The sequence below is a fragment of the Variovorax sp. RCC_210 genome (assembly GCF_041355175.1).
Taxonomy (GTDB): Bacteria; Pseudomonadota; Gammaproteobacteria; order Burkholderiales; family Burkholderiaceae_C; genus Variovorax.
In genome coordinates this window covers 1153251-1174838 of sequence record NZ_JBFUPJ010000001.1, presented here as the reverse complement: position 1 = coordinate 1174838, position 21588 = coordinate 1153251, and the positions used below count along the sequence as shown (strand labels likewise).

Here is a 21588-nt window from a genome sequence, read left to right as displayed (position 1 = left end):
GACGCGGCCTGCTCGCGTCATTTCCTCAAGGTCGCCCGGCAAAGTCGTCCGCCTTGCCCTCTAAGATGCTCGCTGTTTTGAGAAGACGCGAGAGGCAAAGGGAGGGCCACGCATGATTTCTTTGCTCCATACCGCGGACTGGCAAACAGGCCGCGTGTTCTCGCAGTTCGAGCCCGACGACGCCGCGGCGCTGTTCGAGGCGCGCTTCAAGGTGGTCGAGCGGCTGGCCGGCATCGCGGCCGAACGACATGTCGACGCCGTGCTGGTCGCGGGCGATGTGTTCGACCTGCAGACCGTGTCCGACAAGACCATCCGCCGCATGTTCAACGCCATGCAGGGCTTCAGCGGCCCGTGGCTGCTGATTCCGGGCAACCACGATTCGGCGCTGAGCGAATCGGTGTGGAGCCGGGCGCAAAGGCTGGGCGCCGTGCCCGCCAACGTGGTGTGCTGCCTGGAGCCCAGGCCGCACACCGTGGCCGGCAAGTTCGTGCTGCTGCCCGCGCCGCTCACGCAGCGCCACACCTATGGCGACCTCACCGACTGGTTCGTCACCGCGCCGAACGAAGGTGCTTCCGAGGGCAACACACCCGACGGCAACGCCTTGCCGCGCATCGGCCTGGCGCACGGCTGCGTGCAGGGCATTCTTTCGGACGACATCGACTCGACCAACCCGATTGCCGCGGGCCGGGCAGGGGAGGCCGGTCTCGACTACCTGGCGCTGGGCGACTGGCACGGCACCCGGCAGATCGACGAGCGCACCTGGTACGCCGGCACGCCCGAGACCGACCGCTTCCGCGCCAACGATTCGGGGCAGGCGCTGCTGGTGTCGATCGCGGGCGCCGGCGCCGTGCCCGAGGTGGAACCTGTCCGCACGGGCCAGTTCACCTGGCAGCAGCTTGAACCCCGGCTCGCGGTGGCATCGGACATCGACGAACTGGTGGAAAAGCTGGAACAGGTCGGTGGCCACGACGTGCTGCAACTGCGCGCGGTCGGCTCTTGCGACCTGGGCGGGCACAACAAGCTGGTCGCCGCGCTCGATGCGGCACGCGCCCGCGCCCGCGCGCTGGTGTGGGACGGCGAGGCGCTGCGGCTGGAGCCGACGGAAGAAGACATCCAGGCGCTGCACGCCGACGGCTTCGTGGGCGAAGCGCTGCAAGACCTGCGCGCGCAGCAAGGCGATGCCGACGCCGAGCTGGCACGCGACGCGCTGCTGACGCTGGCGCGCATCCTCGACGCGCAAGCTGCGCGCACGGGGGCCGGCGCATGAAGCTGCAACGCCTTCGCATCGAGAACTTCAAGCTGTTTCGCGCGCCGCTCGAAATCACCGGCTTCACGGACGGGCTGAACCTGTTCGCTGCGCCGAACGAATCGGGCAAGTCGACCATCGCCGAGGCGATTCGCGCCGCGTTCTTCGAGCGCCATCGCTCGAACGTGGTGGAGCATCTGCGGCCCTGGGGCGAAAGCTCGGTCACGCCCACGGTCGAGCTCGACTTCGAACTCGACGGCAAGCCCTGCAAGCTCACCAAGGCCTTTCTCGGCAAGAAGCGCTGCGAGCTCGTCATCGACGGCAAGGCGATGGACGGCGCCGTGGCCGAAGACCACCTGGCGGCGCTGCTGGGTTTTCGCTTTCCGAGCAAGGGCGCGAGCGCGCCGGAGCACATGGGCATTCCGGGGCTGCTGTGGATCAAGCAGGGCACCTCGCACGACATTTCGAACGCCGTCGGCTTCGCCAGCGACCACCTGCGCAATGCGCTCGGCGAATCGCTGGGCGAGCTGGCTTCGAGCCAGGGCGACGCGGTGCTGAAGGCGGTCGAAACGGAGCGCAACGAGCTGCTGACGCCCGCCAGCGGCGCGCCCAAGGGCGTGTTCGCGGAGGCGATCAAGCTGCGCGGCGAACTCGAGGGTGAACTGGCGCGCCTGCATGCGGACATCGAGGCTTATCGCTCGGGAGTCGACCGGCTCTCGGGCCTGCGGCGCGAGCACCAGCGCGACGACGCGGCACGGCCCTGGGTGGCGCTGCGCGAGCAACTCGCGCTGGCGCAACAGCGGTTGAACGACGGCAAGGGCCTGGCCGAGCGAAAGGCCGCGCAGGACGCGGCGCTGAAGCAGGTCGCCGCGCAGGTGGCGTCGTGGCGCACGCAGCTCCAGGCGATGGAGCGCGAGGAGGCCACGGTCGCGCAGCGCGAGAAAAACCTCGAAGCGGTCAGGCTGGGCCTCGAGAAGGCGCTGATCGAGCTGCAGGCCTGGGAGCCGCGCCATGCGGCGGCGGCGCAGGCCGATGCCGGCGCGCGCAACAGCCTGCGGCTGGCGCGCCAGGCAGCGTCGCGTGTCGCGCAGCAAGAGGCTGTCGAAAGCCTGGCCGAACAGCTCGCCGCGCTGGCGCGAAGCCTGGACAAGGCCAAGGGCGAGCAGGACAAGGTCACCCGCCTGCAGGCCGACGCGCAAGCCCTGGCCGTGCCCGATGGCGACCTGAAGCGGCTGCAACGCACCGCCGACATGCTGCGCACGGCGCAGGCCCGGCTCGATGCGGTGTCGACCGCGCTGGCCTTCGAACTGCAGCCCGGTGCGCGGGTTCGCGTGGGCGGCGCCGAGGTGGCGGGCTCGGCGCGACAGACCGTCATCGCTCGGACCGAGATCGATATTGACGGCGTCGGACGCATCACGGTGCTGCCCGGCGGCGCCGACCTGGAAAGCCTGGGCGTGGAGCGCGACCGCGCCCGCGACGCGCTCGCCAGCCAACTGCAAGCCCTGCGCGCGGACAACGTGGCCGCCGTCGAGGAACGCACGCGGCTGCATGCGCTGCGAAAGGCCGAGGCCGGCGCGGCGGAGGCGGTGTTGTCGGCGCTGGCTCCCAAGGGCCTGGGCGCGCTCTCGGCTGACGTGGCCTTGCGCGAGGCGCGGCTGGCCGAGGCCAAGGCGGTGCTGCTGACCATGGCGCCGGCCGACGCCACGGCAGTGCCATCGGCCGCGCAAGCCGAAGCGGAGGAGGGCGCCGCCCGCGCCGCGCTGGAAGCGGCCTCCTCGGCCCTCAACGACGCGAAGGTGCAGGCCGGCAATGCCCGAGAACAGGTCAAGGCGGCCGAAGACGAACTCGCCGCGGTCCGCGCCACGCTGGCGGACCCGATGCGCGCCGGCCGCAAGCGCGAAGCCAGCGAGGCGCTGACCGATGCGCTGGCCCAGCAATCGGCCATCGAGCAAAAGGCTGGCGACCTGGCGCTGCAGCTGCAGACCGTCAACCTGCCAGTGCTCGCGCAGGACGTGGAGCGGCTGGAGCGCAGCGCGCGGCAGGCCGAGTCGGCGCACAGCCAGCGGGCCAACGAGATCACGCGGCTCGAAGTCGAGCTGGAGACAAAAGGTGCGCTGGGACAGGAAGAAATCGCGTCGGAAAAGCAGCGTGAACTCGACCACGTGGCAAGGCGGTGCGCGGAACTCGATCGGCACGCCAAGGCGCTGGACCATCTGCTGAAGCTGCTGCGCGAGAAACGCTCGGCCTTGGCGCGGCGGCTGCGCGCGCCCTTGCAGAAGCACCTGGACCACTACCTGCAGATTCTGTTTCCGGGCGCTCAGGTCGAGGTCGGCGATGACCTGTCACCCGGTCGCATCACGCGGCCCGGGCTGCGCGGCGCGCAAAGCGGTGCTTTCGAGGAGCTGAGCGTGGGCGCGCGGGAACAGATGGGCGTCGTCGCGCGGCTGGCGTATGCCGATCTGCTCAAGGAAGCGAACAAGCCGACGCTGCTGATCCTGGACGACGCGCTGGTGCACACCGACGAAGAGCGCCTGGGTCAGATGAAACGCGTGCTGTACGACGCTGCGACGCGGCACCAGATACTGATCCTGAGTTGCCATCCGCAAGCCTGGAGAGACCTGGGGGTGGTGGCGCGGAGCATTCCTTAGGGAAGCGGTTGAGGGAAGCGGCCTTCGTCGAGGAAGGCTGCTTCTGGCAATCCGGCTGGAATATGAATATTCAATTTAACATAATCATCATTGTGTTGAGTTTGAGGAGGTCCCCAAAGCTCACCACTTGCCATCCTTCGGCACAGGCTTCGGCGCATTGGCCCTCGCAGCCTCAGCCTGCGTGATCAACGACGCAGCTTCCGACCGGTTCGCCTTGTTCGCGAAATCAACCGCCGTCATGCCCAGCTGGTTCTTCATCGTCGTGTCCGCGCCTTCGGCCAGCAGCAGCTTCACGGCTTCGCTCGACCCATACATCGCCGCCATCATCAGCGGCGTCGAACCGTTGGGCGATTGCGCGTCGATGAACGCGTAGTTGTCGAGCAGCACCTTCATGATCGTCAGTTGCCCGCTCGTCGCGGCGTAATGCAGCGGCGTCCAGCCGGTCTTGTTGACAGCGGCATCGCGCTTGAGCAGCTGGTTGACCAGGTCTTGCTGGCCCTTGATGGCCGCCAGCATCAACGGCGTTTCGTCCTTGGGGTTGGCGAGGTCGACGTTGGTCTGCGGCGAATCGATCAGCACCTGGATCACCTTCGGCGACGGCTCGCGCAGCGCGATCAGCAGGCCGGTTTGCCCATGTTCGTCGAGCGTGTTCGGATCGAAACCGCGCTGCAGCAGGGTGCGCACGCCGCTCGCGTTGTCGCCGCGCACGGCCCTGAAAAAGTCGTCGAACGAGCCTGCGTGCACTGTAAAAGATGCAGCAACGACAAGCAGATAGACCGATGTCTTGAAGTAGTTTTTCATCATTTGATGTCCCTGAACAGGTTGTCGAAGTTGTCGCTCGTGGCCTTGGCGATGGCCTCCACGGGCATCTTTCGCAGCTCGGCGATCTGCTGCGCCACATACGGCACGTACGACGGGTTGTTGGTCTTGCCGCGGTACGGCACCGGCGCCAGGTACGGGCTGTCGGTTTCGATCAGCATGCGGTCCAGCGGCACGAAAGCCGCCACGTCGCGCAGATCCTGCGCCTTCTTGAAGGTCAGGATGCCCGAGAACGAAATGTAGAAACCCAGGTCCAGCGCAGCCCGCGCGACCTCGGCGGTCTCGGTGAAGCAATGGAACACGCCGCCGGCAGAACCGGGGGAGGCGTCTTCGCCCTCCTCCTTCAATATCGCGAGCGTGTCGGCCGAGGCTTCGCGGGTGTGGATGATCAGCGGCTTGCGCGTTTGCCGGGCTGCATGGATGTGCACGCGAAAGCGGTCGCGCTGCCATTCCATGTCCGAAATGCTGCGCCCGCCCTTGCGCTCTTCCATCTGGTAGTAGTCCAGCCCGGTCTCGCCGATGGCGACCACCCGCGGCCGGGCGGCGAGCCGCACGAGGTCTTCGAAGCTGGGCTCGGCGATGTCTTCGTTGTCGGGGTGCACGCCCACGCTGGCCCAGAAGTTGTCGTAGCTGGCGGCCAGCGCCTGCACGTCGTCGAACTCCTCGAGCTTGGTGCAGATGCAAAGGGCCCGGTCGACCTGCGCGGCCGCCATGGCGGCGCGAATCTGCGGCATCTGGTCGGCGAACTCGGGGAACGTGAGGTGGCAGTGGGAGTCTGTGAACATCGGAAATGGCGAGCTGCGGCGCTCGCTCCTGTGGGAGATGGCGCCGTGAACGGAGTTCCGCGTCACGAGGACGCCGGAAGCATCAAATGGTTTGGGTGGGCCGGTCGGAGGCCATCGAGCCGCCGAGCGCGGCTTCGATGCGCGCCTTCAGCTGGCGCGATTTTTCGTCCGACGGAAAGCGGATGCCCACGCCGGGCGCCCGGTTGCCGGCGGCGCGCGGCGGCGTGATCCAGGCGACCTTGCCGGCCACCGGATAGCGCTGCGGGTCTTCGGGCAGCGTGAGCAGCACGTACACGTCGTCGCCGAGCCGGTACTCGCGCGAGGTCGGAATGAAGATGCCGCCCTCCGCGAACAACGGGATGTACGCCGCGTACAGCGCGCCCTTTTCCTTGATGGCGAGCTGGATCACGCTCGGCCGGGCGGGCGACGGGGCGGGGGCTGCGGGGGCGACAGGTTGGTTCATGGGCGACGAGCGGCAGAGTTTAGGGTGGTTCGCGCCTCGCTCACAAGCGCTTCCAGCATCAGGCCCGCGTTGAACGGGTGCTCGGCGGTGCGCGCGGCACTTGCCAGCGACTTCGACCAGCGCGCCAGCGCCAGCCGCGACGGCGCCGCCGGCAGGTCGGCCGCCTCGAAGAAACGGGGTTCGGCGCCGTGGCCGATGGCCATCAGGTCATGGCAAAGCTTCTGCAGCGCGCCCACGGCCTGGGCCGGCGCATGGTCGGCCAGCGCGCCCACGTCGCCACGGCTCATGGCCTTGGGCAGCAACGACCACGCCTTGGGCGACTGCCCCGAGCGCGCCAGCCGCAAGGCGTCGCTGGGGCGGCCGCCGGCGGCACGCAACAGGGCCGATGCATCGGCGGCCGGCACGCCCTGCGCGGCCAGCCAGGCCTCAGCCTCGGCGGTCTCGGGCCACGGCAGCGTGAAGCCCAGGCAGCGGCTGCGAATGGTCGGCAGCAACTGCCACGCGGCTTCACTGGCGAGCACGAAGCGCACGTCGCCGACCGGCTCCTCGAGCGTCTTCAGCAGCGCGTTCGCGGTGATGTTGTTCATGCGCTCGGCCGGATACACCAGCACCACCTTGCCGCGGCCGCGCGCGCTGGTGCGCTGGGCGAAGCCGACCGCGTCGCGCATCGCCTCGACGCGGATCTCGCGGCTGGCCTTGCGCTTCTTGTCGTCGATGTCCGACTGCGCCTTCTCGTCGAGCGGCCAGCCGAGTTCCTGCATGGCGACTTCGGGCATCAGCACGCACAGGTCGGCGTGGGTGCGAACCTCGATGGCGTGACAGCTGGCGCAATGGCCGCAGGCCGTGCCTTCCTGCGTCGGCTGTTCGCACAGCCAGGCGGAGGCCAGCGCCAGCGCCAGTTCGTACTGGCCGATGCCCGACGGGCCTTGCAACAGCCAGGCGTGGCCGCGCTGGCGCAGCAGTTCGGCCAGCGGCTGGCGCAGCCAAGGGGACAGCATGGGAGCATTCATCGTGGCACTCATCGTTCCGCTCATCGTGGCGTGCCTCCGAGCACGCCGCGTGCCACCAGCGCGGTCTCGACCTGTTGCCAGACCTGGTCCCGCGCCTGGCTGGCGTCGATGCGCACGAAGCGCTGCGCGTCCGCCGCGGCCCGCGCCGCATAGCCCTGCGCGACACGGCTGAAGAACTCGACCGGCTGCGACTCGAACTTGTCGGGCACGCGCGCTCCGGCCAGCCGCTGCGCGGCAATGGCGGGCGCCAGGTCGAACCACAGCGTGATGTGCGGCTGCAGCAGCACCGTGGCAGGGCGCCCCGCCCTGCCCGCCTGCACCCATTGCTCCAGCGTGGCCAGCACGCCGTCGTCGAAGCCGCGGCCCGCGCCCTGGTAGGCGAAGGTGGCGTCGGTGAACCGGTCGCACAGCACCACGTCGCCGCGCAGCAGCGCCGGCTCGATGACCTGCACGATGTGGTCGCGCCGCGCGGCGAACACCAGCAGCGACTCGGTCAGCGGGTCCATCGACTGCTCCAGCACCAGCCCGCGCAGCGTTTCGGCCAGCGCGGTGCCGCCGGGTTCGCGCGTGCGCACCACCGCGCGGCCCTGCGCGCGAAACAGCGCCTCGAGCGCATCGAGGTGGCTGGACTTGCCCGCGCCGTCGATGCCTTCCAGCGTCAGGAACAGTCCCGGCGCGGTGTCGCGGCCTGAATTACCACTCATTGGGTCGCCTTGGTTTTTGGGTCGCCGCCGCCTCGCTGGTAGCGGTTGACTGCGCGGTTGTGGTCGTCGAGCGAGCTGCTGAACTGGCTGGTGCCGTCGCCACGAGAAACGAAATACAGCGATTTGCTTTGCGCCGGCTGCACGGCCGCCAGCAGCGCCGCCTTGCCGGGCATCGAAATCGGCGTGGGCGGCAGGCCGCCGCGCGTGTAGGTGTTCCAGGGCGTGTCGGCCTGCAGGTCTTTCTTGCGCAGGTTGCCGTCAAAGCCCGCGCCCATGCCGTAGATGACGGTCGGGTCGGTCTGCAGCGGCATGCCGATGCGCAAGCGATTGGTGAACACGGCCGCGATTTCCGCGCGGTCGTTGGCCTTGCCTGTCTCCTTTTCGACAATGCTGGCCAAAATAAGCGCCTCATCGGCCGATTTCAGCGGCAAGTCGGAGGCGCGGGCGGCCCAGGCGGCTTCCAGCTTCTTGTCCATGGCCCGCATCGCGCGCTGCAGCAGGGCCACGTCGGTCGATCCCTTCGAGTACGTGTAGGTGTCCGGAAAGAAGCGCCCTTCCGGGTGCATGCCCGACTTCCCGAGCTTGGTCATCAGGTCCTGGTCGCTCAGGCCGACGCTGTCGGGCTTGAGCTGGTCGGCCTTGGCGAGCGCGGCGCGCACCTGGCGAAAGTTCCAGCCCTCGACCAGCACCAGGCTGCGCGTGGCTTCCTCGCCGCGCACCAGGATGTTGAGCAGCAGCTTGGGCGTGACGCCGGGCTCCAGCTCGTAGCTGCCGGCGCGCATCTGCCGGTCCTGACCCGACACGCGGAACCACCAATAGAGCAACTGCGGCTGCACGGCGACGCCGGTGTCGGCCACGGCCTGCGCGATGCCGCGCGGCGTGGTGCCGGGCTCGACCGACAGGTCGACGCTGGGCGCCGGCAGCTTGAGCGGCTGGTGCACCCACCAGAGCCCGGCCCCGCCGAGCGCGAGCGCGACCAGGGCGGCGAGCAGGAAAAGCGTGAGGAAAAAGCTGCGCACGAGTCCGATGTGGAGAGGAATGTGGGAAGAAGACCGGGGAACGAACGGTGGCCCTGCGGGCCGCGGGGCATCAGGCCCTGCCGTCCCGAAGGAACAGGCCCGGCCATGATAATTCAGCGATGACCACAGTCGTACTCAATGGCGTTACCGCCACTTCCTTGTCTGGCATGTCAGGCCCGCTCGGCGTGATCCGCGCCGAAGGCCCCGATGCCGCCAGCTTCCTGCACGGCCAGCTCACGCAGGACTTTTCCCTGCTCGGCAACGCCGACGCCCGGCTCGCCGCGCTGTGCACCGCCAAGGGCCGTGTGATTGCAAGTTTCATCGGCATCAAGCCGCAACCCGAACTCATCCTGCTGGTGTGCAGCCGCGACATCCTGGCCGCCACGCTCAAGCGCCTGTCCATGTATGTGCTGCGCGCCAAGGTCAAGCTGACCGATGCCTCCGAGCAGTACGCGGTGTACGGCCTGGCCGGCACCGCCCTCCCCGCCAACGGGCTCGACGCCGCCGCCCTGCCCGGCAAGCGCACCGCTGTGGGTGGCGAGGTGAGTGACGAGGTGAGTGACGAGGTGAGCGTGGTGTCCCTCTACCCGGCCGACGGCGTGCCCCGCGCGCTGTGGATCGCGCCGGCCGGCCTGCCCGCGCCCGTCGGCCCGGCGCTCGACCTGCAACTGTGGCAATGGAGCGAGGTGCGCAGCGGCATCGTCACGCTGACCACGCCGGTCATCGACGCCTTCGTGCCGCAGATGATCAACTACGAGTCGGTGGGCGGCGTCAACTTCAAGAAGGGCTGCTACCCCGGCCAGGAAGTGGTGGCGCGCAGCCAGTTCCGCGGCACGCTCAAGCGCCGCACCTACCTCGTGAAGGCCGACGCGCCCCTGGCCGCCGGCCAAGAGGTGTTCGCCGCCAACGACGCCGAGCAACCCGTGGGCACCGTCGCGCAGGCCGCTTCGGCCCCGGGCGGCGGCTGGGCCGCGCTCATTTCCATGCAGATCTCGGCGCTCGAAGCCGGCGGCCTGCGTGCCGGCGCGGCCGACGGGCCTGTGCTGCAGGTCGAGCCGCTGCCCTACGCACTGCTCGAAGACATCTGAGGCCCTCCTCAAGAATCGCCCGCTGACACCCGGTTCAGCGGGCCGCATGGCGCCATCGAAAAGATGGCGCCATTTTTTTTGCGCGACGTTTAACCCTGCTGCCGATGCTGGTCCGTAGAAGCCTGCATCGATCCACTCCCGGCAAGGAAGACACCATGAAGCGCAGATTCTTTTCGACCACCGCACTGGCCCTGGGCGCCCTGGCCGCGGCCTCGGCCCTTCCCTCATGGGCGCAGCCCCAGCCTCAGCTCCAACCTTCAGGCCGCATCGGCTCGCTCATGCAGATCAGCGTGGTCGACCGCGGCACCGGCGCCGAACTGCCGCTGTACTTTCACCGCGGCGAATACTGGGTGGCCGGCCGCCCTGGCGCGCGCTACGCCATCCGGGCGCGCAATGCGATGGGCGAACGCGTCATGGCCGTGATGTCGGTGGACGGCGTCAATGTGGTCACCGGCGAAACCGCCGGCGTGGGCCAGAACGGCTACGTGTACGGCCCGCGCGAGCGCAGCGACATCACCGGCTGGCGCAAGAGCGACTCGCAGATCGCGGCCTTCGAGTTCGCCGCGGCCGGCAACTCGTACGCCAGCCGCACCGGCCGGCCCGACGACGTGGGCGTGATCGGCGTCGCCATGTTCCGCGAGCGCGTGGCCGAGCCGCCTCCGCCGCCGCCTGTGGCGCCCGTCACCCCGTATCCGCGCCGCGACGAATACGGCGAGCGCGAGCGCCGCAGCGAGTCGTCGTCGATGGGCGACGCGCGCGCAAAGTCCGCACCGGCAGAGAGTGCCGCCGCCGCCGAAGCCCCGGCCGGCAGGCTCGCCCGCCCGGCCCCCAGCCTGGGCACCGCGCACGGCCGCCGCGAGACTTCGTATGTCGGCAAGACCACCTTCGAGCGCGCGCAGTCGTCGCCCGACGAGGTGGTGCGCATTCGCTACGACAGCCGCGAAAACCTGGTCGCCGCGGGCGTGATCCCGGTGCCGCCACCGCCGCCGCGCTGGCCGCGTCCGACGGGCCCTTCCGCGTTCCCCGGCTCCGACACGGGCTACGTGCCCGACCCGCCTCCGCGCTACTGACGCTATTGACGCTATCGAAGTTCGAAGCGGTTCGTTTCAGCGCAACGCGCGCCGCATCTCGATGTGCGGGATGCCGGCTTCCTCGAAGGACTCGCCATGCACTGCATAGCCGAGCCGCGCATAGAAGCGCTCGGCGCTGCGCTGCGCGTTCAGCGCCACTTCGCGGTCGCCGCGCGCTTGCGCGGCTTCTTCCAGCACACGCACCACCGCGGCCCCATGGCCGCCGCTGCGCAGGTTGCGGTGCACCGCCATGCGCCCGATGTGCGACACCCCGTCTTCCGCGTGCAGCAGCCGCCCCGTGGCAATGACCTGCCCCAGCCGGTTGCGCGCCACCGCGTGCAGCACGACCGCGTCGTGTTCGTCCCATTCCATCGATTCGGGAATGTTCTGTTCCTCGATGAACACCGCGCGCCGCAGCGCGCCCGCGCCGTCGCCCAGCGCGGACCACGAGCCCGTTTCCACCGTGCGCATCGGCTCGCCGGCCTCGTAGCCGGTGAGCACGTCGCGCAGCACCTGCGGCACCGGCTTCGAGGTCTGCGTGGCCGGGTCGGCAAACACGTAGACCAGCTCGCAGCCGACCAGGAACTGGTCTTGCCGGAACAGCCCGCCCTCGAACACCATCGACGAGGTGCCGACGCGCACGCAGCGCATGCCCACGTCGATCATGTCGTCCATGCGCGCCGAGCCGCGAAAGTCGATGGTCGCCTTGCGCACGTACAGGTCGCCGCCCAGCGACTGCATCGCTTCCTCGTACGGCAACGCGAGCGCGCGCCAGTAGTCGGAAATGGCGGTGTCGAAGTACATCAGGTAGTGCGCGTTGAACACGATCTTCTGCATGTCGACTTCGGCCCAGCGCACGCGCAGGCGGTGAAAAAAGCGGAAATCGCTACGTTGCATTCTTGTCTCCGGAACGGTTTTGAAAAAAAAGGAAAAAAGGGAACGCGGCGCGAGCCCGGCCTACAGGCTCAAGGCTGCAACGCCTCGCGCAGCGCCCGCGCCGCATCGTCGTGCGCCTGCAGCGCCTCGGGAATCGCGCGGCCCATCTTGATGAACTCGTGGATCACGCCGCGGTAGATCTCCAGGTCGACCGGCACGCCCGCGGCGCGCAGCTTGTCGGCGTAGGCGATGCCTTCGTCGACCACCGGGTCGCATTCGGCGAGGCAGATCCATGCGGGCGCCACGCCGTCGACGTCGTCGGCCAGCAGCGGCGCAAAGCGCCAGTCGTCGCGGTCGGCGTCGGTGCGCACGTACTGCGCGAAGAAGAAATCGATCATGGCCTTCGTCAGCAACGGGCCGTCGGCATGGCGCGCGTGCGAGGCGGTGTCCTGGCGCGCGGTGGTGCCGGGGTAGACCAGCATCTGCAGCGCCAGCGGCAGGCCCGCGTCGCGCGCCAGGATGGCGCACACGGCCGCCAGCGTGCCGCCCGCACTGTCGCCGCCCACGGCCATGCGGCGCGGGTCCAGGCCCAGGTTCGCGCCTTGTTTCGCGATGAATTCGAAGGCGTCCCACGCGTCGTTCGATGCGGTCGGAAACTTGTGCGCCGGTGCCAGCCGGTAGTCCACCGACACCACCGCGCAGCCGCTCTTGTGGCTCAGCACGCGGCACAGCGTGTCGTGCGTGCGGATGTTGCCGACGGTGAAGCCGCCACCATGAAAGTACACGAGCACGGGCAGCGCGTCGTTCGAAGGCGCGTACAGCCGCGCGGGCAGCGCGGCGCCGTCTCGCGCGGCGATGCTGAAGTCTTCTACGCGTGCCAACGCGGGCTTGGGCACCTCGAGCACGCCCGCGCCCTTCTCGTAGGACGCCTTCGCTTCCTCAGGCGTCAGCTGGTCGAGCGGCGGATGGCCGGCGCGCGCCATGCGTTCGACCACGCTGGCCATCTTCGGTGTGAGGCGCGGGCTGGACGGCATAGCGCGGGGTGTTGCGGGCGCGACAGCGGCAAGGGTTTCTTTCGTGTGCAAGACGGCTCGCTCTTGTTAGATTTGGCTGGTCGGCAATCGTACTGCCCCCAGCATTCCCCATGCATTCCGGAGCACCCCACACCCCATGGCCCTCATCCAGTACCTCACTCAGATCCAGTTCGAATTCGGCGCCATCAAGCTGCTGTCCAGCGAGTGCGCGCGCATCGGCATCAACCGCCCGCTGATCGTGACCGACGCGGGCGTGCGCGCGGCCGGCGTGCTGCAGAAAGCGCTCGATGCCATCGCCGATCTCGAGGTGTCGGTGTTCGACCAGACGCCCTCCAACCCGACCGAAGCCGCGGTGCGCGCGGCCGTCGAGCTGTACCGCAGCGGCCGCTGCGACGGGCTCATCGCGGTGGGCGGCGGCTCGGCCATCGACTGCGCCAAGGGCGTGGCCATCGCGGCCACGCACGAAGGCCCGCTGAAGACCTACGCCACCATCGAAGGCGGGTCTCCCAGGATCACCGAGCGCGTGGTGCCGCTCATTGCAGTGCCCACCACCAGCGGCACCGGCAGCGAGGTCGCGCGCGGCGCCATCGTCATCGTGGACGACCACCGCAAGCTGGGCTTTCACAGCTGGTTCCTGATGCCCAAGGCCGCCATCTGCGACCCCGAGCTCACGCTGGGCCTGCCCCCCAAGCTCACGGCAGCGACCGGCATGGACGCCATTGCGCACTGCATGGAAACCTTCATGTCGGCCGCGTTCAACCCGCCGGCCGACGGCATCGGCCTCGACGGGCTGGAGCGCGCCTGGGGCCACATCGAACGCGCGACCAAGGACGGCAGCGACCGCGAGGCGCGCCTGAACCTCATGAGCGCATCGATGCAGGGCGCGATGGCCTTCCAGAAGGGCCTGGGCTGCGTGCATTCGCTGAGCCACAGCCTGGGCGGGGTCGATCCGCGGCTGCACCACGGCACACTCAACGCCCTGTTCCTGCCCGCGGTGATCCACTTCAACGCAGGCGCCGAGTCGGTGCAGAAAGAGCAGCGCCTGCAACGCATGGCGCAGGCCATGCACCTGGACTCGGCCGGCGACCTGGGCGACGCCATTCGCGACATGAACGCGCGCCTGGGCCTGCCCAAGGGCCTGGCCGAGGTGGGCGTGACGCCCGCGCTGTTCGAGAAGATCATCGACGGCGCCATGGCCGACCACTGCCACAAGACCAATCCGCGGCTGGCCACGCGCGACGACTACAAGGCGATGCTCGAAGCGTCCATGTGAGCTTGCGAGCGTGCGGCCATGCACGCATGTAAGGGCTTCTTCTACGCCTTGCGAGTCATCCCGATGACATGAGGAATTTCTAGACTGCCCTGAAAGGCTTCGCACCCGCGAAAGCCCACAGGGTCAGGGGGAGTTCCGAATGCCGCGCACCGTTCAAGTCCACACCGTCCTGAGCGCCGAGCAGCTCAAGTTCCGCGCCATGCGGGGACGCGAAGGGCTCTCGCAGCTCTTCGAGTTCGAGGTGGACATGGTCAGCACCAGCTTCAGCCTCGACCTGAAGCAGCTGCTGGGCACGTCGCTGACCATGGAGCTGGCCGACGAGGCCGGCCCGCGCTTCCTGAACGGCACCGTGGTGCGCTTCGAGCTGGTGGGCCGCGCCAACGAAACCGGCCGCCACTACATCTACCGCGCGCTGGTGCAGCCGTGGCTGTGGTACCTCACGCGCACCACCGACAGCCGCATCTTCCAGAACAAGAGCGTGCCCGAGGTGCTCGACGAGGTGCTGGGCAAGTACGGCTTCCAGTTCGAGAAGCGCCTTTCAGGCAGCTACCCCGCCTGGGAGTTCTGTGTGCAGTACCAGGAGAGCGACTTCGCCTTCGCGAGCCGCCTCATGGAGCACGAAGGCATTGCCTACCACTTCGAGCACGGCAACGGCACGCACCTGCTGGTGCTGGCCGACGACACCGGCAGCTACACGCCCCTGCCCGGCCACGCCAGCATTCCCTACCGCCCGCGCGACCGCGTGCTGAACGCGCTGGAGCCCTGCATCGACCGCTGGCGCGTGGCCGAGCAGATCACCTCGGGCCGCGTGATGCTCGACGACTTCGACTTCAAGAAGTCGCGCGCCTCGCTGCAAAGCGTGCAGCAAGACCCCAAGCCGCACGACCACTCGAGCTACGAGGTGTACGAATGGCTCGGCGGCTACACCGAGCACCAGCAGGGCGACAGCTACGCGCGCATTCGCCTGCAGGAGCTGCAGTGCGCGCACGAGCTGGCGGCGGGCCACACCAACGTCGTCGGCATGGCGCCGGGCTACCTGTTCGAGATGACGCACTGCCCGCGCGAGTCGGACAACCGCGAGTACCTGGTCATCGAAACGCGCTACGACCTGCAGGAGCCCGAATACTCCTCGGGCGGCAGCAGCGAATCGGTGTGCGAGTTCGACTTCAGCGTGCTGCCTTCCAGCGTGGTCTACCGCCCCGCGCGCACCACGCCGCGCCCGCGCACCAACGGCCCGCAGACCGCCACGGTGGTCGGCCCCGAAGAAATCTGGACCGACCGCTTCGGCCGCGTGAAGCTGCAGTTTCGCTGGGACCGCTACGGCCAGTCCGACGAGAACAGCTCCTGCTGGGTGCGCGTGTCCAGCAACTGGGCCGGCGCAAACTTCGGCACCATGCACATGCCGCGCGTGGGCCAGGAGGTGATCGTCGACTTCATCGGCGGCGAGCCCGACCGCCCCCTCATCACCGGCCGCGTCTACAACAGCGACCAGATGCCGCCCTGGGAGCTGCCGGCCAACGCCACGGCCAGCGGCATCCTCACGCGCTCGAGCAGCGGCGGCGCGGCCAACCAGGCCAACATGCTGCGCTTCGAGGACCGCGCGGGCGCCGAGCAGATCCTGCTGCACGCCGAGCGCAACCTCGACGTCGAGGTGGAAGCCGACGAAACCCACACCACCGACGGCACCCGCACCACGCTCATCAAGGGCCACGAATCGGCCACCTACCAGAGCGGCGAAACGCGCGACATCACCGCCGGCGCCAAGGAAAGCATCACCGGCGGCGACACCCGCAGCGTGACCGGCGGCTTCACCGAAACGGTGACGGGCGGCGTGAGCCAGACCATCTCGGGCGGCAAGACCCGCGTGCTCGGCGGCGGGTTGAAGGACACCATCACCGGCGGTGTCGACTCGGCCATCACCGGCGGCTACCACGGCACCATCGACGGAAAAGAGGTGCGCTTCGTGAGCGACGGGCGCAACGACACCATCGACACCTCGAACATCGTGCTGGTGAACGGCCCCTCGACCACCACCGTGACGGGCCCGACCGTGCACACCTCGCCGGACGTGACCTTCAACACTACCAACCACATCCACAACACGACGCAGCACGTCATCAACACCAACGTCTACAACACGACGTCGAACACCTACAACAACCTGGCGGTGAGCTACACGAACAACTCGGTCAGCTACACCAACAACTACGCCAAGAGCAGCGACTGGCGGCTGGCGCGCGCGGGCGGCGCGGGGTTTCGCTTCGGCGCGGTGGGGTTGTCGCTCGACTTCTGGGGTGTGCGCCAGCAGTTCTACGGCGTCAACTCGCAGTACGCGGTGCTGAAGGTGGACTTCATCACCTTCAAGATCGCCAACAAGGGCATCGACATCACCAACAAGGCCACCGAAGTCGCCAAGGCCGCGCTGCGTTTCTACATGGACGGCCTGGCGACCTATGCGCAGGCCATGCATATCGTGATGTGAAGGACCCGATGCCTGTGTGGGAAACGTTGATGTGGGGAGTCTTCGCGGTCGTCATGACGGTGGTGATCGTGTGCGCCATCGGCGCGGTCGGCTACATGCGGCGCGAAAACCGGCTGTACACGGCCGAGCAGGCGCTATGGAAGTCGCTGGCCACGGCGGGCCAGGGCCAGCCGGCCGACGGCGTACTGCGCAGCTTTCGCATTCACCCCGACAACATGACCCGCGCCGGCTCGCGCGGGCAGACGGTGTGCGCCGTGGTGCTCGAGGTGGACTACGCCGACGCCGCCGGCACGCCGCGCACCGCGTCGATCCGCACCTTCATCGAAGACGCGCTGGTGCCGCGTTTCCAGGAGCCGATGAAGATCGTGCACCTGCGCTACGACCCGCGCAACGCCGCGTCGGTGGCCATCGACCGCGAGCGCACGCCGCTGGAGATTCCGCGTGCGTCCTGAGCGTGGGCACGGATACAGCCCCAGAGCGCCGCACGCATGAAGACCGTCAAGCCGCTGCGCCTCAGCGTCATCACGCGGCCCTTCCTGCGCGCGGGCGAACAGCGGCTGGCCGTGACCACGATGTGCATGGTGTCGATGGTGCCAATGGTGCCAACGGTGTCCATGGGCGAGCCGCACCTGCTCACGCCCGAACCGGTGTTCTGGAAGACGCTGTCCGACGAGCTGGGCCCGGCCACCGCCATCGACATGGGGCTGCCCAAGGTCCGCGCCGAGGTGCTGGCCACCGGCTTCGCCTACACCGCGCACCAGCAGGAAAAGACGATGTGCGGCGTGCGCCTGCAGCTCGGCGGGCTCTCGAAAGACCTGGCGGTCTTCGGCGACCGCTACTGGGTCGGCGGGCGCCCGACACCGCCGCAGCCCTTCGAGGCCATGCGCGTCGACTGGACGCGTGCCTACGGCGGTCCCTCGTTCGCGGACAACCCGCTGGGCCGCGGCCACGAACGCGAGCCGGTCGATGGCCGCGAGGTGCAGCGCCTGCCCAACGTCGAGCACCCTTCGCGCCGCGTGCACCGGCCCGACGAGCAGCCCGAACCCGCCAGCTTCGGGCCGCTCGACATCGCGTGGCCGCGGCGCCTGCGCCTGATCGGCAAGCAGCACGACGAGCATTGGCGCACGCAGCTTTTTCCGGGCTTCGCGCAGGACATGGACTGGCAGCTCTTCAACGCCGCGCCGCCCGACCAGCGCCTGCCCGATGCGATGGAGATCGCGCCCGGCACGCCCTACGCCGTGTGGAACATGCACCCGGCCATTGCCGTGCAGCAGGGGCGCCTGCCGGACTGGCGCGCGCTGGTTTTCATCGCCCGGCGCGGGTCGCCCGGTCACGTGGAGGAGATTGCGCAGCGGCTGACCACGGCGTGGTTCTTTCCGCACCTGGAGCGCATCGCGCTGGTGTTCCACGGTGAAACCACCATCGAGGAAGACGACGCCAGCGACATCACGCACGTGATGCCCGCGCTGGAAGCGGCCGATACGCCGCGCGGCCTCGCGCACTACGCCAACGTGCTGCGCCAGCGCTGCGACCCCGAGAAGGGGGCGCTCTACATGTTCCGCGATGACGAGCTGGTGCCGGCGACCGCGATCGGCCCGTGGCTCGACCAGGCCGACCAGGTTGAATCCGCGCTGGTGCGCAACATGCGCGAACGCGGCGCCCAGGCCCGCGACGAGCTCAAGCAGATGGCGCTGGACGCCGGCCACAAGGCCCGCCACTTTCGCGAGCGCCCTCTTCCCGCGCCATTCCAGCGCCTGCCCACGCTGCACGAGCTGCCCGAGTTCGTCGAGCAGGCCGATGCCTACGCCCGCGCCCAGCGCGCGCAAGGCGCCGTCGAGCGCGAGCGGCTGCAGCGCGAGGCCGATGCCAACGCCAAGGAATCCAGAAAGGTCGGCTTCGACACCGGCAAGCTGGTGCGCGAGCACGACCGCACCGAGGTGAAAGGGCCGCCGCGCGTGGACGGCGCGTCGGTGCTCAGCGGCTTCACCGGCATCGCTGCCGCAACAGGCACCGCACCCGCGCCCGCGGTTCAGGTCGAGTCGATGCGCCGGATGGCCGAGGCCGGCGAGCGTGGCCTGCTCGCGCTGTACCGCAGCACCGCGCAGCACCAGGCCACGGTCGACCCGCCGACGGCCGAACGCCTTGCCGCGCTGCGCGCCCAGGTCAAGTCGGTGCTCGAAGGCGACCGCGATTTCACCGGCATGGACCTCACCGCCGCCGACCTGTCCGGCATGGACCTGCGCGGCGCCTGCTTTCGCCGTGCGCTGCTCGAAAGTGCTGACCTGCGCGGCGCGCGCTGCGACAGCGCCGACTTCAGCGAAGCCGTGCTGGTGCGCGCCCAGCTCTCGGGCGGGAGCTTTCAGCGCGCGGTGCTGCGCGAGACCAACCTGGCGGGCATCGACTGCGAGCAGGCCGATTTCTCGCATGCCGACCTCGAAGGCGCCAAGCTGGAGAAAGTGACGCTCAAGGCCTGCAGCTTCGAAGGCGCGCGGCTGCACCAGCTGCACGTGCTCGACTCGCGCCTGCAAGGATGCGACTTCGGCTCGGCCGACATCGCCTATGTCGGCTTCCTGTCCGATGCCTCGCTGGAAGGCTGCAGCTTTCGCGGCGCGCGGCTCTTCAAGGCCGCGTTTCTCTCGTGCCACGTCGCACGGCTGGACTTCACCGGCGCCACGCTCGAAGCCTGCGCGTTCACCCACACCGCCTGCGACGACGGCATGGTGTTCGCGCAAGCCCTGCTGCGCACCACCTGCTTCGCCGGCAACAGCAGCCTGCGCAACGCCAGCTTCGAGGGCGCGACGCTCGTGCAATGCAGCCTCAGGGAAATCTCGCTCGAAGGCGCGCGACTGGCCCGCGCCACGCTGGACACCTGCGACTTTTCTTCCTGCAACCTGTGCGCCGCCGACCTCAGCGACACGCTGGCACCCGACAGCCTGTTCATTCGCGCCGACTTGAGCCGCGCGTCCCTGCGCGGCGCCAACCTCATGACCGCCAACTTCAACAAGGCCCTGCTGGCCGGCACCGACCTGCGCGAGGCCAACCTGTTTCGCGCCGACATGTCGCAGATTCGCATCGACACCGTCACGGCCACCCAGGGCGCGTACATCGAGCAGGCCAAGACCGTGCCTGCCTTGCGCACCGCGCCCGGCCGATGAGTCCGCAGGAGCTGGCCGGCCGCATTCGCAGCGGCGTGCGCATGGAGCACGAAGATTTCAGCGGCATGGCGCTCGCGGGCCTCGACCTGTCGGGCGGCATGTTCAGCGAGTGCAGGTTCGCACAGGCCGACATGGCCGGCTGCCGCCTCGACGATTCGGTGTTCGAGCGCTGCGGCTTCGACGGCGCGACGCTGTCGGCGGCGCGGCTGGACGGCGTGTCTTTGCTGCGCTGCAGCCTGCGCGGCGTGAACGCAGAGGCAAGCCACTGGCCGCGCGCGGTGGTCGCGGAGTGCGACCTGCGCGACGCCCGCTGCGAAGGCGTCGAACTGGCCGAGACCGTGTTCTACGACTGCGAACTGCAAGGCGCGAGCTTCGAGCGCGGCACGCTCACCAAGACCCTCTTCAACGCCAGCCGCATGGGCAACGCGAGCCTGCGCGACGCCGCGCTGACCAGCGCCGTGTTCTTTCGCGCCGACCTGCGCGACGTCGGGTTCCAGGGCGCGCGCTTTCACAACGCCGTGTTCTCCGAGGCCGACCTGAGCGGCCAGTCGTTCGCGGGGCAGCACCTTGCGCTGTGCCAGTTCACGGACGCGCGCATGTCCGGCTGCGGGTTCGAAGATGCACGCCTCACGCAATGCAACTTCAAGGGCGCCGCGCTCGACGGCGCCCGCATGGCGCGCGTGCAGGCACCGCAATGCCTGTTCCCCGAAGCCGACCTGCGCGACGCAGACTTCCGCGGCGCCATGCTCGACCAGTCGCTGTGGGTCGATGCCTGGCTGGACGCGGCCGACTTTTCGGGCGCCAGCCTGGTGCAGGGCGTGTTCCATCGCGCCCGCTGCGAGAACGCGCGCTTTGCGCGCTGCCAGCTCCCGTACGCCGACTTTTCCTATGCCGACCTGCGCGGCGCGGACTTCGAGAAGGCCGTGTGCCAGCGCACCCAGCTGCACCGGGCCACGCTGGCCGGCTCGCGCTGGAGCGACCGCATCGGCGTGCTCGACAACGACCCCGCGCTGCACCAGGCCGAGCAGGTCGCCTGGCAACGGCCCGCACGCGCCACCCGCCTCGACCGCGACATCGACGGCCGCATGCGCCACGACCACGGCCGCTTTACCCCCGACGCGAAGGACACCGCATGACGATGACCGCGAGAACGCCCCTGCCGCCCCTGCCACCCTTGCCTGCTGCCGCATTGCCCAAAACCGAGCGCGAGAGCGAGAGCGAGCTCGCCCCTTTGCTGCGCAAAGCGTCCGCCGCGACGCGACAGGCCGAAGCGTCACCCGCATCGGTGCAAGGCATCACCATCGCCACGGTCGTGGCCAGCCATTCGGACGACAGCCACGACGTGCGCGTGTCCAGTGCAACAGGCGCACCCCATCCCCTGCCCTGCCGCCGCGCCGCAAGCTGCCTGCTGGTGCCCGCACCCGGCGACACCGTCATGGTCGCCGGCGCGAGCGAAGACGCGCTCTACCTGATCGCCGTCATCGCGCAAGCTGAACCGGGCCACGCGACCCTGGCCGTCAGCGGCGAGCTCACGCTGCGCAGCACTGGCGCGCTGGCGCTGCAGTCGGACACCGCCGTTCACACCCACGCGCCCGAATGGCAGCTGCACGCCGAGCGCGCCCAGTGCAAGGTCGACACGCTCGACTACCAGGGCGCCGAGGTGCGCTTCAGCGTGCTGGTCTCGCGCTTCGTCGGGCGCGCTTGCGAGGTGGTGCTCGACCGGCTGCACCTGCTCACGCGCTCCAGCTTTCGCCTGACAGAAGAGGTCGAGCAGGTGCGCGCCGGCCAGATCGACATGCAGGCGTCGAGCACCCTGCGCCTGCACGCGAAGAACACGCTGGTGACCAGCAAGGAGCTGGTCAAGGTCGATGCCGAGCAGATCCACATGGGCTGACCGCCCCAGAACCACAAGGAGC

General features: G+C 69.0%; 18 protein-coding genes. 10 read left to right on the top strand and 8 right to left on the bottom strand.

Annotated elements, in window-relative coordinates:
• Positions 1–112 precede the first annotated feature (112 nt).
• Complete coding sequence (locus tag AB6807_RS05575; RefSeq protein WP_371083801.1) at positions 113–1267, top strand: exonuclease SbcCD subunit D; 1155 nt, start codon at positions 113–115, stop codon at positions 1265–1267.
• Positions 1264–3894: an AAA family ATPase gene (locus AB6807_RS05570; RefSeq protein ID WP_371083800.1), complete on the top strand. Its 2631-nt coding sequence runs from the start codon at positions 1264–1266 to the stop codon at positions 3892–3894. Before AB6807_RS05575 ends, AB6807_RS05570 begins: the two co-directional genes overlap by 4 nt.
• Positions 3895–4014: 120 nt before the next feature.
• Here the strand turns inward: AB6807_RS05570 and AB6807_RS05565 are convergent, their stop codons facing one another.
• The 6 genes from AB6807_RS05565 to mltG all read right to left on the bottom strand — a co-directional run bounded on the left by AB6807_RS05565 (position 4015) and on the right by mltG (position 8694).
• Positions 4015–4695 carry an ankyrin repeat domain-containing protein gene (locus AB6807_RS05565; RefSeq protein ID WP_371084157.1) on the bottom strand — a complete coding sequence of 227 codons (681 nt, stop codon included), beginning with the start codon at positions 4693–4695 and terminating at the stop codon, positions 4015–4017.
• Complete coding sequence (locus AB6807_RS05560; RefSeq protein ID WP_371083799.1) at positions 4695–5498, bottom strand: TatD family hydrolase; 804 nt, start codon at positions 5496–5498, stop codon at positions 4695–4697. The genes AB6807_RS05565 and AB6807_RS05560 overlap by 1 nt, the downstream gene beginning before the upstream one ends.
• A gap of 82 nt (positions 5499–5580) precedes the next feature.
• On the bottom strand, positions 5581–5961 hold the full coding sequence (locus AB6807_RS05555) for a PilZ domain-containing protein (protein ID WP_116907741.1): 381 nt from the start codon (positions 5959–5961) through the stop codon (positions 5581–5583).
• Positions 5958–6971, bottom strand: a complete 1014-nt coding sequence (locus tag AB6807_RS05550) for a DNA polymerase III subunit delta' (protein ID WP_371083798.1) — start codon at positions 6969–6971, stop codon at positions 5958–5960. The genes AB6807_RS05555 and AB6807_RS05550 overlap by 4 nt, the downstream gene beginning before the upstream one ends.
• Before the next feature lie 20 nt (positions 6972–6991).
• On the bottom strand, positions 6992–7675 hold the full coding sequence (gene tmk, locus AB6807_RS05545) for a dTMP kinase (RefSeq protein WP_371083797.1): 684 nt from the start codon (positions 7673–7675) through the stop codon (positions 6992–6994).
• Entirely contained in the window at positions 7672–8694 is a 1023-nt protein-coding gene (mltG, locus tag AB6807_RS05540) for an endolytic transglycosylase MltG (protein ID WP_371083796.1), read from the bottom strand. Before mltG ends, tmk begins: the two co-directional genes overlap by 4 nt.
• 119 nt (positions 8695–8813) lie before the next feature.
• Here mltG and AB6807_RS05535 point away from each other — a divergent pair, with 119 nt between their 5' ends.
• Both AB6807_RS05535 and AB6807_RS05530 read left to right on the top strand, forming a co-directional pair.
• Complete coding sequence (locus AB6807_RS05535; protein ID WP_371083795.1) at positions 8814–9782, top strand: folate-binding protein YgfZ; 969 nt, start codon at positions 8814–8816, stop codon at positions 9780–9782.
• 155 nt (positions 9783–9937) lie between these two features.
• Positions 9938–10852 (top strand): hypothetical protein, encoded by a 915-nt coding sequence (locus AB6807_RS05530; protein WP_371083794.1) that lies wholly within the window; start codon positions 9938–9940, stop codon positions 10850–10852.
• A gap of 36 nt (positions 10853–10888) precedes the next feature.
• On the opposite strand, the gene AB6807_RS05525 is transcribed toward AB6807_RS05530, so the two are convergent.
• Complete coding sequence (locus tag AB6807_RS05525) at positions 10889–11749, bottom strand: YbgC/FadM family acyl-CoA thioesterase (RefSeq protein ID WP_371083793.1); 861 nt, start codon at positions 11747–11749, stop codon at positions 10889–10891.
• A 68-nt stretch (positions 11750–11817) separates the two neighbouring features.
• Complete coding sequence (locus tag AB6807_RS05520; RefSeq protein ID WP_371083792.1) at positions 11818–12762, bottom strand: alpha/beta hydrolase; 945 nt, start codon at positions 12760–12762, stop codon at positions 11818–11820.
• Positions 12763–12898: 136 nt separating this feature from the next.
• Between AB6807_RS05520 and AB6807_RS05515 the strand changes: the two genes are divergently transcribed.
• The 6 genes from AB6807_RS05515 (at position 12899) to AB6807_RS05490 (ending at position 21566) form a co-directional block, all read left to right on the top strand.
• On the top strand, positions 12899–14035 hold the full coding sequence (locus AB6807_RS05515) for an iron-containing alcohol dehydrogenase (RefSeq protein ID WP_371083791.1): 1137 nt from the start codon (positions 12899–12901) through the stop codon (positions 14033–14035).
• A gap of 139 nt (positions 14036–14174) precedes the next feature.
• Complete coding sequence (locus AB6807_RS05510) at positions 14175–16517, top strand: type VI secretion system Vgr family protein (RefSeq protein ID WP_371083790.1); 2343 nt, start codon at positions 14175–14177, stop codon at positions 16515–16517.
• Between the two features lie 29 nt (positions 16518–16546).
• Positions 16547–16969, top strand: coding sequence for a hypothetical protein (locus tag AB6807_RS05505; protein ID WP_371083789.1), 423 nt, complete (start codon positions 16547–16549; stop codon positions 16967–16969).
• Positions 16970–17005: 36 nt separating this feature from the next.
• Positions 17006–19672, top strand: coding sequence for a DUF2169 domain-containing protein (locus tag AB6807_RS05500; protein ID WP_371083788.1), 2667 nt, complete (start codon positions 17006–17008; stop codon positions 19670–19672).
• On the top strand, positions 19669–20808 hold the full coding sequence (locus tag AB6807_RS05495; RefSeq protein ID WP_371083787.1) for a pentapeptide repeat-containing protein: 1140 nt from the start codon (positions 19669–19671) through the stop codon (positions 20806–20808). The genes AB6807_RS05500 and AB6807_RS05495 overlap by 4 nt, the downstream gene beginning before the upstream one ends.
• Complete coding sequence (locus AB6807_RS05490; protein WP_371083786.1) at positions 20805–21566, top strand: DUF3540 domain-containing protein; 762 nt, start codon at positions 20805–20807, stop codon at positions 21564–21566. The genes AB6807_RS05495 and AB6807_RS05490 overlap by 4 nt, the downstream gene beginning before the upstream one ends.
• The last annotated feature ends 22 nt before the right edge of the window (positions 21567–21588 follow it).

Excerpts from the sequence above, each read along its gene's own strand:
- AB6807_RS05505 (WP_371083789.1), top strand. The coding sequence starts at position 16,547 with ATGTGGGGAGTCTTCGCGGTCGTCATGACGGTGGTGATCGTGTGCGCC.
- AB6807_RS05530 (WP_371083794.1), top strand. The coding sequence starts at position 9,938 with ATGAAGCGCAGATTCTTTTCGACCACCGCACTGGCCCTGGGCGCCCTG.
- AB6807_RS05575 (WP_371083801.1), top strand. The coding sequence starts at position 113 with ATGATTTCTTTGCTCCATACCGCGGACTGGCAAACAGGCCGCGTGTTC.
- tmk (WP_371083797.1), bottom strand. The coding sequence starts at position 7,675 with ATGAGTGGTAATTCAGGCCGCGACACCGCGCCGGGACTGTTCCTGACG.
- AB6807_RS05555 (WP_116907741.1), bottom strand. The coding sequence starts at position 5,961 with ATGAACCAACCTGTCGCCCCCGCAGCCCCCGCCCCGTCGCCCGCCCGG.
- AB6807_RS05525 (WP_371083793.1), bottom strand. The coding sequence starts at position 11,749 with ATGCAACGTAGCGATTTCCGCTTTTTTCACCGCCTGCGCGTGCGCTGG.
- AB6807_RS05520 (WP_371083792.1), bottom strand. The coding sequence starts at position 12,762 with ATGCCGTCCAGCCCGCGCCTCACACCGAAGATGGCCAGCGTGGTCGAA.
- AB6807_RS05565 (WP_371084157.1), bottom strand. The coding sequence starts at position 4,695 with ATGAAAAACTACTTCAAGACATCGGTCTATCTGCTTGTCGTTGCTGCA.
- AB6807_RS05510 (WP_371083790.1), top strand. The coding sequence starts at position 14,175 with ATGCCGCGCACCGTTCAAGTCCACACCGTCCTGAGCGCCGAGCAGCTC.
- AB6807_RS05560 (WP_371083799.1), bottom strand. The coding sequence starts at position 5,498 with ATGTTCACAGACTCCCACTGCCACCTCACGTTCCCCGAGTTCGCCGAC.
- AB6807_RS05570 (WP_371083800.1), top strand. The coding sequence starts at position 1,264 with ATGAAGCTGCAACGCCTTCGCATCGAGAACTTCAAGCTGTTTCGCGCG.
- AB6807_RS05535 (WP_371083795.1), top strand. The coding sequence starts at position 8,814 with ATGACCACAGTCGTACTCAATGGCGTTACCGCCACTTCCTTGTCTGGC.
- AB6807_RS05550 (WP_371083798.1), bottom strand. The coding sequence starts at position 6,971 with ATGAATGCTCCCATGCTGTCCCCTTGGCTGCGCCAGCCGCTGGCCGAA.
- AB6807_RS05500 (WP_371083788.1), top strand. The coding sequence starts at position 17,006 with ATGAAGACCGTCAAGCCGCTGCGCCTCAGCGTCATCACGCGGCCCTTC.
- AB6807_RS05495 (WP_371083787.1), top strand. The coding sequence starts at position 19,669 with ATGAGTCCGCAGGAGCTGGCCGGCCGCATTCGCAGCGGCGTGCGCATG.
- AB6807_RS05515 (WP_371083791.1), top strand. The coding sequence starts at position 12,899 with ATGGCCCTCATCCAGTACCTCACTCAGATCCAGTTCGAATTCGGCGCC.
- AB6807_RS05490 (WP_371083786.1), top strand. The coding sequence starts at position 20,805 with ATGACGATGACCGCGAGAACGCCCCTGCCGCCCCTGCCACCCTTGCCT.